At 59.5% G+C, this 14,823-nt stretch carries 12 protein-coding genes; 1 reads left to right on the top strand and 11 read right to left on the bottom strand.

What is annotated here, in order from left to right:
- Positions 1 to 82: 82 nt before the first annotated feature.
- Positions 83 to 1,138 carry an NAD(P)-dependent alcohol dehydrogenase gene (locus tag C2846_RS06225; protein WP_080050082.1) on the top strand — a complete coding sequence of 352 codons (1,056 nt, stop codon included), beginning with the start codon at positions 83 to 85 and terminating at the stop codon, positions 1,136 to 1,138.
- 48 nt (positions 1,139 to 1,186) lie between these two features.
- Here C2846_RS06225 and pyrF read toward each other — a convergent pair whose 3' ends face one another.
- From pyrF to gyrA, 11 genes are all read right to left on the bottom strand, one after another.
- Positions 1,187 to 1,888: an orotidine-5'-phosphate decarboxylase gene (gene pyrF, locus C2846_RS06220; protein WP_080050081.1), complete on the bottom strand. Its 702-nt coding sequence runs from the start codon at positions 1,886 to 1,888 to the stop codon at positions 1,187 to 1,189.
- A 39-nt stretch (positions 1,889 to 1,927) separates the two neighbouring features.
- Complete coding sequence (gene lapB / locus C2846_RS06215; protein ID WP_080050080.1) at positions 1,928 to 3,106, bottom strand: lipopolysaccharide assembly protein LapB; 1,179 nt, start codon at positions 3,104 to 3,106, stop codon at positions 1,928 to 1,930.
- Positions 3,107 to 3,111: 5 nt separating this feature from the next.
- On the bottom strand, positions 3,112 to 3,411 hold the full coding sequence (locus C2846_RS06210; protein WP_080050079.1) for a lipopolysaccharide assembly protein LapA domain-containing protein: 300 nt from the start codon (positions 3,409 to 3,411) through the stop codon (positions 3,112 to 3,114).
- A 73-nt stretch (positions 3,412 to 3,484) separates the two neighbouring features.
- Entirely contained in the window at positions 3,485 to 3,769 is a 285-nt protein-coding gene (gene ihfB / locus C2846_RS06205; RefSeq protein WP_080050078.1) for an integration host factor subunit beta, read from the bottom strand.
- A 158-nt stretch (positions 3,770 to 3,927) separates the two neighbouring features.
- Positions 3,928 to 5,610 carry a 30S ribosomal protein S1 gene (gene rpsA, locus C2846_RS06200; RefSeq protein WP_080050077.1) on the bottom strand — a complete coding sequence of 561 codons (1,683 nt, stop codon included), beginning with the start codon at positions 5,608 to 5,610 and terminating at the stop codon, positions 3,928 to 3,930.
- A 156-nt stretch (positions 5,611 to 5,766) separates the two neighbouring features.
- Positions 5,767 to 6,459 carry a (d)CMP kinase gene (gene cmk, locus C2846_RS06195; protein ID WP_080050076.1) on the bottom strand — a complete coding sequence of 231 codons (693 nt, stop codon included), beginning with the start codon at positions 6,457 to 6,459 and terminating at the stop codon, positions 5,767 to 5,769.
- Positions 6,456 to 8,699, bottom strand: coding sequence for a bifunctional prephenate dehydrogenase/3-phosphoshikimate 1-carboxyvinyltransferase (locus tag C2846_RS06190; protein ID WP_080050075.1), 2,244 nt, complete (start codon positions 8,697 to 8,699; stop codon positions 6,456 to 6,458). The genes cmk and C2846_RS06190 overlap by 4 nt, the downstream gene beginning before the upstream one ends.
- Positions 8,692 to 9,804, bottom strand: coding sequence for a histidinol-phosphate transaminase (gene hisC / locus C2846_RS06185; protein ID WP_080050074.1), 1,113 nt, complete (start codon positions 9,802 to 9,804; stop codon positions 8,692 to 8,694). The genes C2846_RS06190 and hisC overlap by 8 nt, the downstream gene beginning before the upstream one ends.
- Before the next feature lie 34 nt (positions 9,805 to 9,838).
- Positions 9,839 to 10,936 (bottom strand): prephenate dehydratase, encoded by a 1,098-nt coding sequence (gene pheA / locus C2846_RS06180; RefSeq protein WP_080050073.1) that lies wholly within the window; start codon positions 10,934 to 10,936, stop codon positions 9,839 to 9,841.
- A gap of 4 nt (positions 10,937 to 10,940) precedes the next feature.
- A complete protein-coding gene (gene serC, locus C2846_RS06175) occupies positions 10,941 to 12,023 on the bottom strand; it encodes a 3-phosphoserine/phosphohydroxythreonine transaminase (protein WP_080050072.1) in 1,083 nt (360 codons plus the stop codon).
- Positions 12,024 to 12,031: 8 nt separating this feature from the next.
- Positions 12,032 to 14,668: a DNA gyrase subunit A gene (gyrA, locus tag C2846_RS06170; protein WP_119700972.1), complete on the bottom strand. Its 2,637-nt coding sequence runs from the start codon at positions 14,666 to 14,668 to the stop codon at positions 12,032 to 12,034.
- Positions 14,669 to 14,823 lie beyond the last annotated feature (155 nt).

Below are 14,823 nucleotides of genomic sequence, written 5' to 3'. Positions count from 1 at the left end.
CTTGACCCAGATCAACCCCACACGCCACCAGCCGGTCTATTGTTAATGCTCAGTATCCCGCCACCTGCCCCGGAGGTGCACCATGAGCAGCATGAAAGCCGCGGTTTTCGTTGAACCCGGCCGCATCGAAATTCAGCAGCGCCCCATCCCCGACATCGGCCCGACCGACGCTCTTCTACGCGTGACCACGACGACCATTTGCGGCACCGATGTACACATTCTCAAAGGCGAGTACCCGGTCAAGCCCGGTTTGATCATTGGCCACGAACCGGTTGGCGTGATCGAAAAGCTTGGCAATGCAGTTAGCGGCTACCACATCGGTCAACGGGTCATTGCCGGGGCCATTACCCCCTGCGGTCAATGTCACCCCTGCCTGGATGGACACTCAAGTCAGTGCGGCGGGCATGCCATGGGTGGCTGGCAACTGGGTAACAGCATCGACGGCTGCCAGGCCGAATACGTGCGTATCCCCAACGCCCAGGCCAACCTGACCCCAGTCCCGGACGGTCTGAGCGACGAGCAGGTCCTGATGTGCCCGGACATCATGAGTACCGGTTTTGGCGGCGCTGAAAGTGGTCATATCCGCATTGGCGACACTGTGGCGATCTTTGCCCAGGGGCCAATAGGACTGTGTGCCACCGCTGGCGCCAAACTGATGGGAGCGACCCGGATCATCGTGGTCGACGGCGTCAATGAGCGCCTGGAGGTTGCCAAGCGACTGGGCGCGGATATCACGATCAACTTCAAGGAACAGGATCCCTTGGTCGTGATTCGGGAACAGACCCAGGGCGCTGGGGTAGATGTTGCGATTGAAGCACTCGGCACCCAGCAAACCTTCGAGTCCTGTCTGCGCGCGCTGAAGCCCGGCGGCACTCTATCCAGTCTCGGAGTCTATTCGGGCAAGTTGTCGATGCCACTTGACGCCATTGCTGCAGGCCTGGGCGATCACACCATAGTGACCACGCTATGCCCTGGCGGCAAAGAGCGCATGCGGCGTTTGATGGAAGTTGTCGCATCAGGACGGGTCGACCTGACGGCCATGGTTACCCACCGCTTCAAGCTCGACGACATTGTCGCCGCCTATGAGCTGTTCAGCCATCAGCGCGATGGGGTACTCAAGGTGGCCATCACCCCGTAATGACAACGGCCAATACCGGCCGCCAGCGGCGGCCGGAGCCGTTGTGCATTACTCGGCCAGACTGGCGATAATGGCCTGCAACGCTTGCGCCGGCTGTTCGGCACGGGTAATTGGTCGGCCAATCACCAGATAGCTGCTGCCGTTGTCCAGGCCCTGGCGCGGCGTCACGATACGCTTCTGATCATCAGCACTGGCTTCAGCCGGACGAATACCCGGCGTGACCAACAGAAAATCATCACCCAAAGCGCTACGCAATGCCTTGGCCTCACGCGCCGAGCACACCACTCCATCGAGCCCACAGTCCTGGGTAAGCCGCGCCAAGCGCTGGACCTGAACCATCGGCTCGATATCCATCCCGACCTCCTGCAAATCCTCTTGCTCCATGCTGGTCAGCACGGTGACAGCGGTCAGCAGTGGACGTGCACCAGAGCGCCGGTCGAGCACCTCACGACAGGCCTCCATCATCCGCCGCCCGCCTCCGGCATGCACATTAACCATCCAGACGCCCAACTCGGCAGCAGCTCGTACGGCGCTGGCCGTGGTGTTGGGGATGTCATGGAACTTGAGATCCAGAAACACTTCAAAGCCCTTTGCCTGAAGCGCATCAACCACCGCCGGACCACTGCTGGTAAACAGCTCCTTGCCGACCTTGACCCGGCACTGACTGGGGTTGAGCTGGTCAGCGAGGGCCAGAGCGTCAGCAGCGTCGGCAAAATCCAGCGCGACAATGATAGGTGTGTGACAAGGCATGCATCAGTCCTGTGCTAAATACGAAAGGGGAATGGCCGCTCAGGCAGCCTCTCGCCCCTTGAGGGGTCTTAGAGTGGACCAGCCGTGACAGGTGGGACACTGCCAGTGAAGCTGCCGGGCGGAAAAGCCACAAGCCTCACAACGGTACTGGTGTTTGTCGATCAGCAACGCTTCGACAATCCCACGCAAGATCATCAGGTTGTCTCGTCCTTTTTGGCCAACCTGATCCTTGTGCAGATCTATCAGATACAACAACCCCCGCAGCGAAGGCCGTTGCTGGATATGTGCCAGCACAAACAGGCTGGCAGCACTCAACCCCTGCTGCTGATACAGCTCATCGGCTTTGGCCAGCACGGTTGCCATCATCGGCAATCCGTCCGCCGCCAAAACCCGATCCAGGTAGGCCTGCATATCCAGGCCGCCATTATCAGCGCAGCGACGTACCAGCGGCAAGGCCTGAGGGACAAAATCAGCGTCCTGTTCGGCCAACCGCTGCAGCCATTTGGCCGCCTCACGGACCTGACCCTGCGCCTGTTCAAGCTCAGCCAGCATCAACATTGCTCGCACACACCCGGGGTCCACCTCGAGCGCTGCCCGCATCAGGCGCCTGACCTGCGGCCACTCGCCCAGGCTTTGGGGCTTTTGCGCCAATTCGCAGTGGTAATGCGCGAGCACCACCTTGAAATCAGCACGCTCACGCACCAGCTTGCGCCCAGCCTCAATCGCATGCTCCCAGTCGCGCTCGCGCTCATGGACCATGATCAGATCTACCAGAGCTTCGGCCTTGAGCTGGGAGTTCGAGTTGATCAGTTCATCAAGCAACCGCTCGGCACGATTAAGCATACCGACCGCCAGGTAATCTCTGGCCAACTCAAGCTGAACCCGGTCAGCTTGCTCACGAGTCAGATTAGGCCGGGCCAACAGGTTCTGGTGGACCTTAATCGCACGCTCGACATCGCCACGCTGGCAGAATAGCTTGCCAATGGCGATATGGGTTTCTACTGTTTCCGGATTGACTTCCAGCGCCCGAATAAAAGTTTCAATCGCCTCGTCCGGCTGTTCGTTGAGCAGGTAGTTAAGGCCGATGAAATACTGCTTGTCGATCGCACTGCCGTGCGGCTTGAGCATGAAACCGACCTTGATCGCCTCACGCCGCCCAAGCAACCAACCTATCGCCAGGGCTGCCATGAACAGGCCAAGGAACAGCAGCTCCTGCATGGCAATCAGCCTTTGACGGCCTGGGTCCGCAGCTTGTCAATTTCCTTGCGGTAGCGGTTCAACTCATTGCTTTGCAACATCAGCCGCAAACGCAGACGCGTGGTGATCAGCCAGCCGATGAACACTCCCAGCAAACTACCAAGAATGAAGGCAAAGACAATGAACAGGGAAAGCGGAAACGCTGGAGACTGCATTTCCAGAAACTGAAGGGTTACGCTCTGCTGGTTTTCCAGCATGAAATCAAGGGTCGCCAGTGCCACCAGCAAAAGGACAATGATCAGCACTGCGCGCTTGAGCCATAGCATGCCACACACTCCAATCCATTCGTGTAGGCCGGAGTATAGCGCAGGCTAGTTCAGGGGAGATACAGCGCCAGGCTTACAGCGACTCATTAACCCGGTCACGCAGCTCCTTGCCCGGCTTGAAGTGCGGCACGAACTTGCCGTCCAGCTCAACCGCATCACCGGTCTTCGGATTGCGGCCAACCCGAGGTGCCCGATAGTGCAAAGAGAAGCTGCCGAAACCGCGAATCTCGATACGTTCGCCGGTCGCCAAAGCCTGGGACATGTGCTCCAGCATGGTTTTGATGGCCAGTTCCACATCCTTGGCCGATAACTGTCCCTGCTGTTCGACGATACGCTCGATCAACTCCGACTTGGTCATGGTTTTTCCTTTTTTTTCAAGCGGCTAGATCCGTTTTTTATGGTTTTACCATGCTTGACGACGTTTGAACAGCCTGATAAGGAGCACAAAGCTAGGAATAACCCCAAAGCCACAAAAAAGGGCGACCGAAGTCGCCCTTTTTCAGGAATCACAAGGACTTAGTTGCCCTTGTTCTCCATTTGCTGCTTGATCAGATCACCAATGGTGGTCGGGCCAGCAGCAGCCACTTCCTGCTGACGCAGATCGCGGATCGCTTCCTTCTCGTCATCAACGTCCTTGGACTTGATCGACAGGCTGATCACGCGGCTCTTACGGTCGACACCAACGATCTTGGCTTCGACTTCATCGCCAACGTTCAGCGCGTTACGGGCGTCTTCAACGCGGTCACGGCTGATTTCGGAGGCTTTCAGAGTGCCTTCGACATCGTCGGCCAGAGTGATGACTGCACCCTTGGCATCAACTTCCTTGACGGTACCGGTAACGATGCTGCCCTTGTCGTTCAGGGAAACGAAGTTCGAGAACGGATCGTCTTCCAACTGCTTGACGCCCAGGGAGATACGCTCACGCTCTGGGTCAACCGACAGGATGACGGTTTCGATCTCGTCGCCCTTCTTGAAGCGACGTACGGCTTCTTCGCCGACTTCGTTCCAGGAGATATCGGACAGGTGAACCAGACCGTCGATGCCGCCGTCCAGACCAATGAAGATACCGAAATCGGTGATCGACTTGATGGAGCCGGAGATCTTGTCGCCCTTGTTGAACTTGCTGGAGAACTCTTCCCACGGGTTCATCTTGCACTGCTTGATGCCCAGGGAGATACGACGACGATCTTCGTCGATATCCAGAACCATGACTTCCACGTCGTCGCCGACCTGAACGACCTTGGACGGGTGGATGTTCTTGTTGGTCCAGTCCATTTCAGACACGTGTACCAGACCTTCAACACCCTCTTCCAGCTCGGCGAAGCAGCCGTAGTCGGTGAGGTTGGTGACCTTGGCGGTAACACGGGTGCCTTCCGGATAACGACCGGTGATGGCGACCCACGGATCTTCGCCCAGTTGCTTCAGGCCCAGGGAGACGCGATTGCGCTCGCGGTCGAACTTGAGCACCTTGACGTCGATCTCATCGCCAACATTGACGATCTCGGACGGATGCTTGATGCGCTTCCAGGCCATGTCGGTGATGTGCAGCAGGCCATCGACGCCGCCCAGATCGACGAACGCGCCGTAGTCGGTGAGGTTCTTGACGATACCCTTGACCACTTGACCTTCCTGCAGGGTTTCCAGCAGGGCTTCGCGCTCGGCACTGTTCTCGGCTTCCAGCACAGCACGGCGGGAAACGACAACGTTGTTGCGCTTCTGGTCGAGCTTGATGACCTTGAATTCCAGTTCCTTGCCTTCCAGGTGGGCAGTGTCGCGCACCGGACGGACATCGACCAGCGAACCCGGCAGGAACGCACGGATGGTATTGACGTCGACGGTAAAGCCACCTTTGACCTTGCCGTTGATGACACCCTTGACGATTTCTTCGGCGGCGAAAGCTGCCTCGAGAACTTTCCAGGATTCGGCGCGCTTGGCCTTCTCACGGGACAGTTTGGTTTCACCGAAGCCGTCTTCTACGGCGTCCAGTGCAACGTGCACCTCATCACCCACTGCGATGGTAAGCTCGCCCTGATCGTTCAGGAACTGATCACGCGGAATGACACCCTCGGACTTCAGACCGGCGTGAACGGTGACCCAGTCGGAGTCGATGTCCACAACGATACCGGTGATGATGGAGCCCGGCTCCATATCGAGAGTTTTCAGGCTTTCTTCAAAAAGTTCGGCAAAGCTTTCGCTCATTTGGATTCCTGTCAATGTAAATAAAGGCCGCAACCGCCTGGCCGCCAACATCGCGCGCCATGCAGCCCCGAGCCCGCCACGCCACCAGCTTGCGTGGGTTGATGATATAAATGCCCGTACCGGTGGTGCTGGTTACCCGGTACGGAACCCTCCTGATCAGCCCAGCAGGCCGCGCTTGTGCGCTTCCATCTGAACTGTTTCAAGTACTTGCTCAATGCTCATGTCGGTAGAATCGACCATGATCGCATCATCAGCCGGCTTGAGCGGCGCAACGCTACGATTCATGTCGCGCTCATCACGCGCCATAATCTCATCGAGTAGACTCGCCAGATTAGCAGTTTCGCCCTTTTGCAGCAACTGCTTGTACCGCCGTTCGGCGCGTTCCTGCGGGCTGGCGGTCAGAAATATCTTCAATTCTGCGTCGCTGAACACCACGGTCCCCATATCCCGACCATCGGCCACCAGCCCCGGCGCTTCGCGAAAGGCCTGCTGGCGCTGCAGCAAAGCCTCACGCACCGCTGGCAGGGAGGCGACCTGAGAAGCGCCAGCACCTATGGCCTCGGTACGGATGGCACGGGTCACGTCTTCACCCTCAAGGATGATCCGTTGCTCGCCCTGCCCTTCGTCAGCCACGAACTGCACGTCCAGGTGAGCAGCCAGCCGCGTAAGCACTTCCTCGTTGGTCAGGTCGACACCATGATTCTGCGCGGCAAAGGCCAGCAACCGGTACAGGGCACCCGAGTCGAGCAGATTCCAGCCTATGCGTGCGGCCAGCAATCCGGCGATAGTGCCCTTGCCCGAACCGCCGGGACCGTCGATGGTGATTACCGGGGTGCTTTGTTCGGTCACGCCGATGCCTCCAGGCTGACCTGAATACCCACAGACCGGGCCAGCTCGATGAATCCCGGGAAGGAGGTCGCCACGTTGGCGCAATCACTGATCTGGATGTCGCCGGTAGCTCGCAGTGAGGCAACACTGAAAGACATGGCGATACGATGATCACCGTGACTATCTACCTTGCCACCACCAATCGGCCCGCCATCGATGATGATCCCGTCGGCGGTCGGCTCAGCCCTGACACCCAGCGCCTGCAGACCATCGGCCATGACCTGGATCCGATCCGACTCCTTGACCCGCAACTCTTCCGCGCCACGCAGCACGGTACGCCCCTGGGCACAGGCTGCGGCCACGAACAACACCGGGAACTCATCAATGGCCAGCGGCACCTGATCAATCGGGATATCGATACCTTTGAGCTTGGCGCTGCGAATACGAATATCAGCCACCGGCTCGCCACCCACTTCGCGCTCATTGGACAGCTCGATATCACCGCCCATGGCCTTGAGGATATTGATCACCCCAACCCGGGTCGGGTTGATGCCGACGTGCTCCAGGGTCAGATCCGAGCCTTCGGCGATACTGGCGGCAACCATGAAGAAGGCGGCCGAAGAAATATCCGCCGGCACATCGATCTTGCATGCAGTCAGCTTGTGACCCGCCTCGATAGTGGCCTTGGCACCTTCAACCTTGATCGGATAACCAAAGCCTTTGAGCATCCGCTCGGTATGATCACGGGTTGGCGCAGGCTCAGTCACCGACGTGCTGCCACCGGCATACAGACCCGCCAGCAACAGGCAAGATTTGACCTGGGCGCTGGCCACTGGCATCTGGTAGTCCATCCCCATCAATTTGCTGCCGCCTGTAATGCGCAACGGCGGGCGACCATCTGCTGCAGTTTCGATCTGCGCACCCATTTCCCGCAATGGTTTGGCCACCCGCCCCATCGGGCGCTTGGACAGCGACGCATCACCGGTCAGCACGGTGTCAAACTCCTGACCGGCCAGCAAACCGGCCAAAAGACGCATCGAGGTTCCCGAGTTGCCCAGGTACAGGGGGCCTGGCGGAGCCTGCAGGCCCTGCAGTCCTACCCCATTGATGGTAACGCGACCATGGTGCGGACCTTCAATCACCACGCCCATGTCGCGGAACGCCTGCAGGGTCGCCAGACTGTCCTCCCCCTCCAGAAAGCCCTCCACTTCGGTCACGCCTTCGGCCAGCGAGCCGAGCATGATCGAGCGATGGGAGATGGACTTGTCGCCAGGTACCCGGATACTGCCGTTGACACGACCTCCAGGCTGAGCGATGAAGTTGATGGCTTGAGTCTGCATAGGTTCCATATACGCCCTGCGGGCCAAAATGGTACTGAAATGCTCACGCGCAGCCTTGGCACGGGTAAACACCCCCAACAGGGTGTTGGCGTCCCGCCCCTCGACCGCTTCGCGCAAGCGGCTTAAATCCCGGGTGAAGTCGTCCAGGCTGCGCAATACCGCATCACGATTGGCCAGGAACACATCACGCCACATCACCGGATCACTGGCAGCGATCCGGGTAAAGTCACGAAAACCTCCCGCCGCATAGCGGAAGATCTCCAGGTTCTCGCTGCGAGCCGCCAGGGTGTCGACCAGCGAGAAGGCCAGCAAATGCGGCAGATGACTGGTAGCTGCCAGCACCTCGTCATGGTCAGCCAGAGGCATCGCCTCGACATCTGCGCCCAGGCAATGCCATAGCCGGGTGACCAGTTCCAGCGCTTGCTCGCTGGTGTTCTCCAGCGGAGTCAGAATCACCTTGTGCCGCCTGAACAACTCGGCGCGAGCAGCCTCAACCCCGCTTTTCTCGGAGCCGGCAATCGGGTGCCCGGGCACGAACAGCGGCGGGATCTGACCAAAGGCCTGCTCAACCGCCTTGACCACAGCCCCCTTGGTACTGCCAACATCGGTCAGCACCGCTTGTCCCAGAGACAAAGTCGCCAGTTCGGCCAGCACCTTTTCCATCGCCAGCACCGGCACAGCCAGCAGAATCACATCCGCATCACGCACCGCCTCAGCCAGATTGTCGGTCACCCGGTCGACCACCCCCAACGGCAAGGCCAGCCGGCGCGCCATCGGATCGGGATCACAACCGACAACCTCAGCGCACACACCAGCCTGGCGAATGCCCTTGGCAAACGAACCACCGATCAGGCCCAGACCGATTACCGCAAGGCGACCGATTGTCGGTACAGAAGATGACAGGCTGTTGACATCAACCACGGTCGAGCACCTTGGTCAGCGCCTCAAGGAAGCGCTGATTCTCCATCCCCAGACCAACAGTGACCCGAAGATGATTGGGCATGCCGTAGTTGGCCACCGGGCGCACAATCACACCCTCGCGCAACAGCGCCTGGAACACCGGGGCAGCCTCGCAACCCAGATCGACGGCAACAAAGTTGCCGCGTGAGGGAATCCAGCTCAACCCCAGCTCCCGAAAGCCGTGCTCTAACTGCAACATCCCTTCGCGATTGATCGCCCGACTGGCCTCAAGGTAGGCCTGATCGCCGAGACTGGCTAGCGCAGCGGCCAGCGCCAGACTGTTAACATTGAACGGCTGACGCACCCGATTCAGCGCGTCGGCAACCTGAGGATGACTAGCGGCGTAGCCCACCCGCAGCGCTGCCAGACCGTAGGCCTTGGAGAAGGTCCGCGACACCAGCAGGTTGGGATACTGCGTCAGGTAGTCAAAACCACGCGGAAAATCGGCATCCTCGACGTATTCAGTGTACGCCTCATCGAGCACCACGATGACCCGCTCCGGCACTTTGGCCAGAAAAGCTTCCAGCTCTGGCTTGCCAAGCCAGGTGCCAGTCGGATTGTTCGGGTTGGCGATGAACACCAGCCGGGTCGCTGGAGTAATGGCCGCCGCCATCGCCTCCAGATCATGCCCCCAATCGCGCGCCGGCACCACCACTGCCTTGGCTCCAACCGCCTGAGTCACGATCGGATAGACGGCAAAGGCGTGCTCACTGAACACCACCTCATGCTCGGGCGAAACAAACGCCCGGGTTACCAGCTCAAGAATGTCGTTGGAGCCATTACCCAGGGTCAACTGCTCAGGCTGCAGAGAAAACACGCGCGACAGCGCCTGCTTGAGCGCAAAGCCATTGCCATCCGGGTAGCGGGTCAGCTCCGGCAGACTCGCCTTGATCGCTTCCACCGCCAGCGGACTGGGGCCAAGCGGGTTCTCATTGCTGGCCAGCTTGACGATGTCTTCGGCGCGCAAACCAAATTCGCGCGCCAGCTCTTCCACCGGCTTGCCGGGGACATAGGGAGACAGCTTTTGCACCCCGGGCAGGGCCAGGGCAAGAAAATCACAGCTCATATGCGCTCCGCACAGGCCGAGGGAATCGGCCGTGTTACAACACTGCCTTCGGGTAGGAGCCCAGCACTTTCAGCGCCACCGACTCGTCGTTGATCTTCTCCAGCACATCCTTGATCAGCGGGTCATGCTGATGACCGATGAAGTCGATGAAGAATACGTAGGTCCACTTGCCGCTGCGCGAGGGCCGGGTTTCGATCCGGGTCAGGTCGATGCCATTAGTATGGAACGGTTCCAGCAGATGATGCAGCGCGCCCGGCTTATTGCGCATGGAGACGATGACCGAAGTCTTGTCGTCGCCGGTCGGCGGCACCTTCTGGTTGCCAATGATCAGGAACCGTGTGGAGTTGTCCGGACGGTCCTCGATCTTTTCCGCGATCTTGCTCAGGCCATAGAGTTCGCAGGCCATGTCACCGGCAATCGCCGCCGAATTCCACTCCCCCTTGACCCGCTTGGCCGCGTCGGCGTTACTGGCCACCGCCACCCGCTCAACATTCGGGTAATGGGCATCCAGCCACTTGCGGCACTGGGCCAGCGACTGGGCATGCGAATAGACCCGGGAAATCTTGTCGGTCTTGGTATTTTCGCCGACCAGCAGGTGATGATGAATGCGCAACTCGACTTCGCCACAGATCACCATGTCGTGCTCGAGGAAGCTGTCCAGCGTGTGGTTGATCGCGCCTTCAGTGGAGTTTTCCACCGGCACTACGCCGAACTGCACTGCACCGGCGGCCACTTCACGGAAGATTTCATCGATCGCCGCCATTGGCACGCTGATCACCGAATGTCCGAAGTGCTTCAGCGCCGCCGCCTGGGTAAAGGTACCTTCCGGCCCCAGATAGGCAACCTTGAGCGGCTCTTCCAGGGCCAAGCAGGCAGACATGATCTCGCGGAACAGGCGCGCCATTTCCTCGTTGTCGAGCGGCCCCTGGTTCAGTTCCATGATGTGCTTGAGTACCCAGGCTTCACGCTCGGGACGGTAAAAAACCGCTTTCTCGCCCTCAGGCAGGGCCTTCTGTTTGACCTGCGCCACGGTTTGGGCACAGAGCGCGCGCTCACTGATCAGCTCGAGAATTTTTTCGTCGATGCTGTCGATGCGATTACGCAGGGCCTTGAGTTGAGCTTCGTCGGACATGGGTTCAACCGTGCTGTTTCTCGAATTCGGCCATGTAGGCCACCAGTGCATCCACTGCCGCTTCCGGCACCGCATTGTAAATTGACGCACGCATACCACCGACCGAGCGATGGCCCTTCAGATTAAGCAGCCCACGCTCCTCGGCGCCAGCCAGGAACGGCTTGTCCAGGCGGTCATCTGCCAGGCGGAACGGTACGTTCATCCACGAGCGATCAGCGACATTGATCGGGTTGCTGTACAGCCCACTGGCGTCGATGGCGGCATACAGCTTGCGCTGCTTGGCATCGTTGACGCGCTTCATCCCTTCCAGCCCACCCTGCTGCTTGAGCCACTGAAAAATCAGCCCGGACAGGTACCAGGCGAAGGTCGGCGGGGTGTTGTACATCGAGCCATTCTTGGCCGCCACGGCATAGTCGAGCATGGTCGGACAACTGGCCCGCGCGCGACCGAGCAGATCTTCACGCACGATTACCACTACCAGGCCGCTGGGACCGATATTTTTCTGCGCACCGGCATAGATCAGACCGAACTTCGATACATCAAGCGGACGCGACAGTATGTTCGAGGACATGTCTGCCACCAAGGGCGCAGACACTTCCGGCACCCAGTTGAACTCCAGCCCACCGATGGTCTCGTTCGGGGTGTAGTGTACATAGGCGGCATCGCCGGAGAGCTGCCAGTCGTTCTGCCCGGGAATTGCGAAGTAGTCATGGCCCTTGGCACTGGCGGCAACATGTACGTTACCGAAGCGCGAGGCCTCCTCGATGGCCTTGGCCGACCAGATACCGGTGTCGATATAATCGGCCCTGCCACCCTCAGGCAGCAGATTGAGCGGAATCTGGGCAAACTGCTGGCTGGCTCCGCCCTGCAGGAACAGCACCTTATAGTTGTTCGGAATCGCCAGCAGATCACGCAGATCCTGCTCAGCGCGCTCGGCGATGCCGACAAACTCGTCGCTGCGATGGCTCATTTCCATCACAGACAAACCTTTGCCCTGCCAATCCAGCAACTCTTCGCGGGCCTGCTGCAGCACCGCTTCGGGCAGCGCCGCTGGGCCGGCGCAGAAATTGAACAAACGCTTGCTCACGATGCCTGTTACTCCTGCTCACTCACTGGCGGCTCACCGCCGTCACCAGACTCTTTGACCTCGACGTCAACGCCATCAGCCACGGCATCTTCATCGAGCAACTCGTCACTTTCTTCCGGCTCCTGTACGCGCTCCAGACCAACAAGCTTCTCGCCATTGGCCAGTTTGATCAGAGTCACACCCTGAGTATTGCGCGACAATTTGGAGACCTCACTGACCCGGGTACGGACCAGCGTGCCCTGATCGGAAATCAGCATGATCTCGTCACCATCGACCACCTGGATCGCCCCGACCAACGGACCGTTGCGTTCATTGGTCACCATGGCGATCACGCCCTGGCCACCACGCTTGTACTGCGGGAACTCTTCGACCGCGGTACGCTTGCCGTAACCACGCTCGGAAGCCGTCAGGATCTGGGTATCCGCTTCGGCAATCAGCATCGACACCAGGCGCTGCCCCTCGGCCAGACGCATGCCACGGACACCCCGGGCAGTCCGCCCCATGGCCCGCACGTCGGATTCCTGGAAGCGAGTCACCTTGCCGCCATCGGAGAACAGCATGACTTCACGCTGACCATCGGTCAGCGCGGCGGCAATCAGTCGATCCCCCTCATCCAGATCCAGGGCAATCAGACCAACACTACGCTGGCGACTGAACTGCTCCAGCGGGGTTTTCTTGACCGTACCATTGGCGGTGGCCATGAAGATGAACCAGCCTTCGGTGTACTCATCAACCGGCAGCATGGTGGTGATCTTCTCACCTTCGTCCAGCGGCAGCAGATTGACCAGCGGCCGGCCTCGAGCGGTGCGCGAGGCCTCGGGAATCTCATAGGTCTTGAGCCAGTAGACCTTGCCCTTGCTGGAGAACAGCAGCAGGGTGGTATGACTGTGAGCTACCAGCAGGTGTTCAACGTAGTCCTCGTCCTTGACCCCGGTGGCGGCCTTGCCCCGACCACCACGGCGCTGCGCCTGATAGTCGGCCAGCGGCTGGCTCTTGGCGTAACCGCCATGGGAAATGGTGACTACCCGATCTTCCTCGGTAATCAGGTCGGCAATGGTCAGGTCCAGGCGCGAAGCAACGATCTCGGTACGGCGCTCATCGCCATAGCTGGTTTTGACCTGCTCCAGCTCTTCGACGATCACTTCCATCAGCCGTTCCTGGCTGTTGAGGATACGCAGCAGCTCGCCAATCTGAACCAGAATTTCCTGGTACTCGCCCAGCAGCTTCTCGTGCTCCAGACCGGTCAGGCGGTGCAGACGCAATTCCAGAATTGCCTGAGCCTGCTCCGGTGACAGGTAGTACTTGCCCTCACGCAGACCGTACTGCTCATCGAGCCCTTCCGGGCGGCAGGACTCGGCGCCAGCGCGCTCGACCATCTCCACCACGGCGCCCGGTTCCCAGGCTGTGGCAATCAGGCGTTCCTTGGCCTCAGCCGGAGTCGGCGATGCCTTGATCAGCTCAATGACCGGGTCGATATTGGACAGGGCTACCGCCTGACCTTCAAGGATATGGCCGCGCTCACGGGCCTTGCGCAGCTCGTACACGGTGCGCCGGGTCACCACTTCACGACGGTGACGGATAAAGGCTTCGAGCAGTTCCTTGAGATTCAGGATCTTTGGCTGGCCGTCGAGCAGGCCGACAATATTGATGCCGAACACGCTCTGCATCTGGGTCTGGGCGTAGAGGTTGTTGAGTACCACTTCCGGTACTTCGCCACGACGCAGCTCGATCACCACCCGGATACCGTCCTTGTCGGACTCATCACGCAGCTCGGTGATACCTTCGAGCTTCTTCTCCTTGACCAGCTCGGCGATCTTCTCGATCAGCCGCGCCTTGTTCAACTGATAGGGAAGCTCGTTGATGATGATCTGCTGACGCCCACCGACCTTGTCGATATCTTCGATTTCACAGCGCGCCCGCACATAAATGCGCCCGCGACCAGTGCGATAGGCCTCGACGATACCGGCGCGGCCATTGATGATGCCGGCGGTGGGGAAGTCGGGGCCTGGAATGTACTCCATTAGCTCGTCAACACCCAGATCGGGGTTGGCAATCAGCGCCAGACAGCCATTGATCACTTCGGTCAGGTTGTGCGGCGGAATATTGGTAGCCATGCCCACGGCAATCCCGCTGGAACCGTTGACCAGCAAATTGGGGACCTTGGTCGGCAAAACCTCGGGGATCTGTTCAGTGCCGTCATAGTTGGGCACCCAGTCGACGGTTTCCTTGTCCAGATCGGCCAGCAGCTCATGTGCCAGCTTGGCCATCCGCACTTCGGTATAACGCATGGCGGCGGCATTATCACCGTCGATCGAGCCGAAGTTGCCCTGCCCGTCAACCAGCGGGTAACGCATGGAGAAGTCCTGCGCCATCCGCACGATGGTGTCATAAACGGCCGAGTCGCCGTGCGGGTGGTATTTACCGATCACGTCACCGACCACACGGGCGGACTTCTTGTATGCCTTGTTCCAGTCGTTGCCCAGCTCGCTCATGGCGAACAGCACGCGCCGGTGTACGGGCTTGAGGCCGTCACGCACGTCCGGCAGTGCCCGGCCGACGATGACGCTCATAGCGTAATCGAGGTAGGACTGTTTCAGCTCGTCTTCGATATTGACTGGAAGGATTTCTTTGGCCAGTTCACCCATGAAACGGCATTCCTTTATTAGTCGGCAACCTGCTGATGCCTATAGCTTTGGTTCAGTGCGCGAAGGGGCTCTCGGCGCCCGGCGAAACTCTGTGTCGAGCGATCCGGACCACGCCCGATCAAAGCCCAGCAGCATACCACAGACGAGGTAAGGGA

Source organism: Pseudomonas jilinensis (genome assembly GCF_003586265.1).
Lineage (GTDB): Bacteria > Pseudomonadota > Gammaproteobacteria > Pseudomonadales > Pseudomonadaceae > Halopseudomonas > Halopseudomonas phragmitis.
Note: the sequence above shows the minus strand (reverse complement) of the source record. Positions and strands in the feature narration are given on the sequence as shown.

What these genes read in the sequence shown, in the direction of transcription:
- lapB (WP_080050080.1), bottom strand. Translation starts at nt 3,106, where the DNA reads ATGCAGGAGCTGCTGTTCCTTGGCCTGTTCATGGCAGCCCTGGCGATA.
- hisC (WP_080050074.1), bottom strand. Translation starts at nt 9,804, where the DNA reads ATGAGCTGTGATTTTCTTGCCCTGGCCCTGCCCGGGGTGCAAAAGCTG.
- C2846_RS06210 (WP_080050079.1), bottom strand. Translation starts at nt 3,411, where the DNA reads ATGCTATGGCTCAAGCGCGCAGTGCTGATCATTGTCCTTTTGCTGGTG.
- gyrA (WP_119700972.1), bottom strand. Translation starts at nt 14,668, where the DNA reads ATGGGTGAACTGGCCAAAGAAATCCTTCCAGTCAATATCGAAGACGAG.
- rpsA (WP_080050077.1), bottom strand. Translation starts at nt 5,610, where the DNA reads ATGAGCGAAAGCTTTGCCGAACTTTTTGAAGAAAGCCTGAAAACTCTC.
- pyrF (WP_080050081.1), bottom strand. Translation starts at nt 1,888, where the DNA reads ATGCCTTGTCACACACCTATCATTGTCGCGCTGGATTTTGCCGACGCT.
- ihfB (WP_080050078.1), bottom strand. Translation starts at nt 3,769, where the DNA reads ATGACCAAGTCGGAGTTGATCGAGCGTATCGTCGAACAGCAGGGACAG.
- pheA (WP_080050073.1), bottom strand. Translation starts at nt 10,936, where the DNA reads ATGTCCGACGAAGCTCAACTCAAGGCCCTGCGTAATCGCATCGACAGC.
- C2846_RS06225 (WP_080050082.1), top strand. Translation starts at nt 83, where the DNA reads ATGAGCAGCATGAAAGCCGCGGTTTTCGTTGAACCCGGCCGCATCGAA.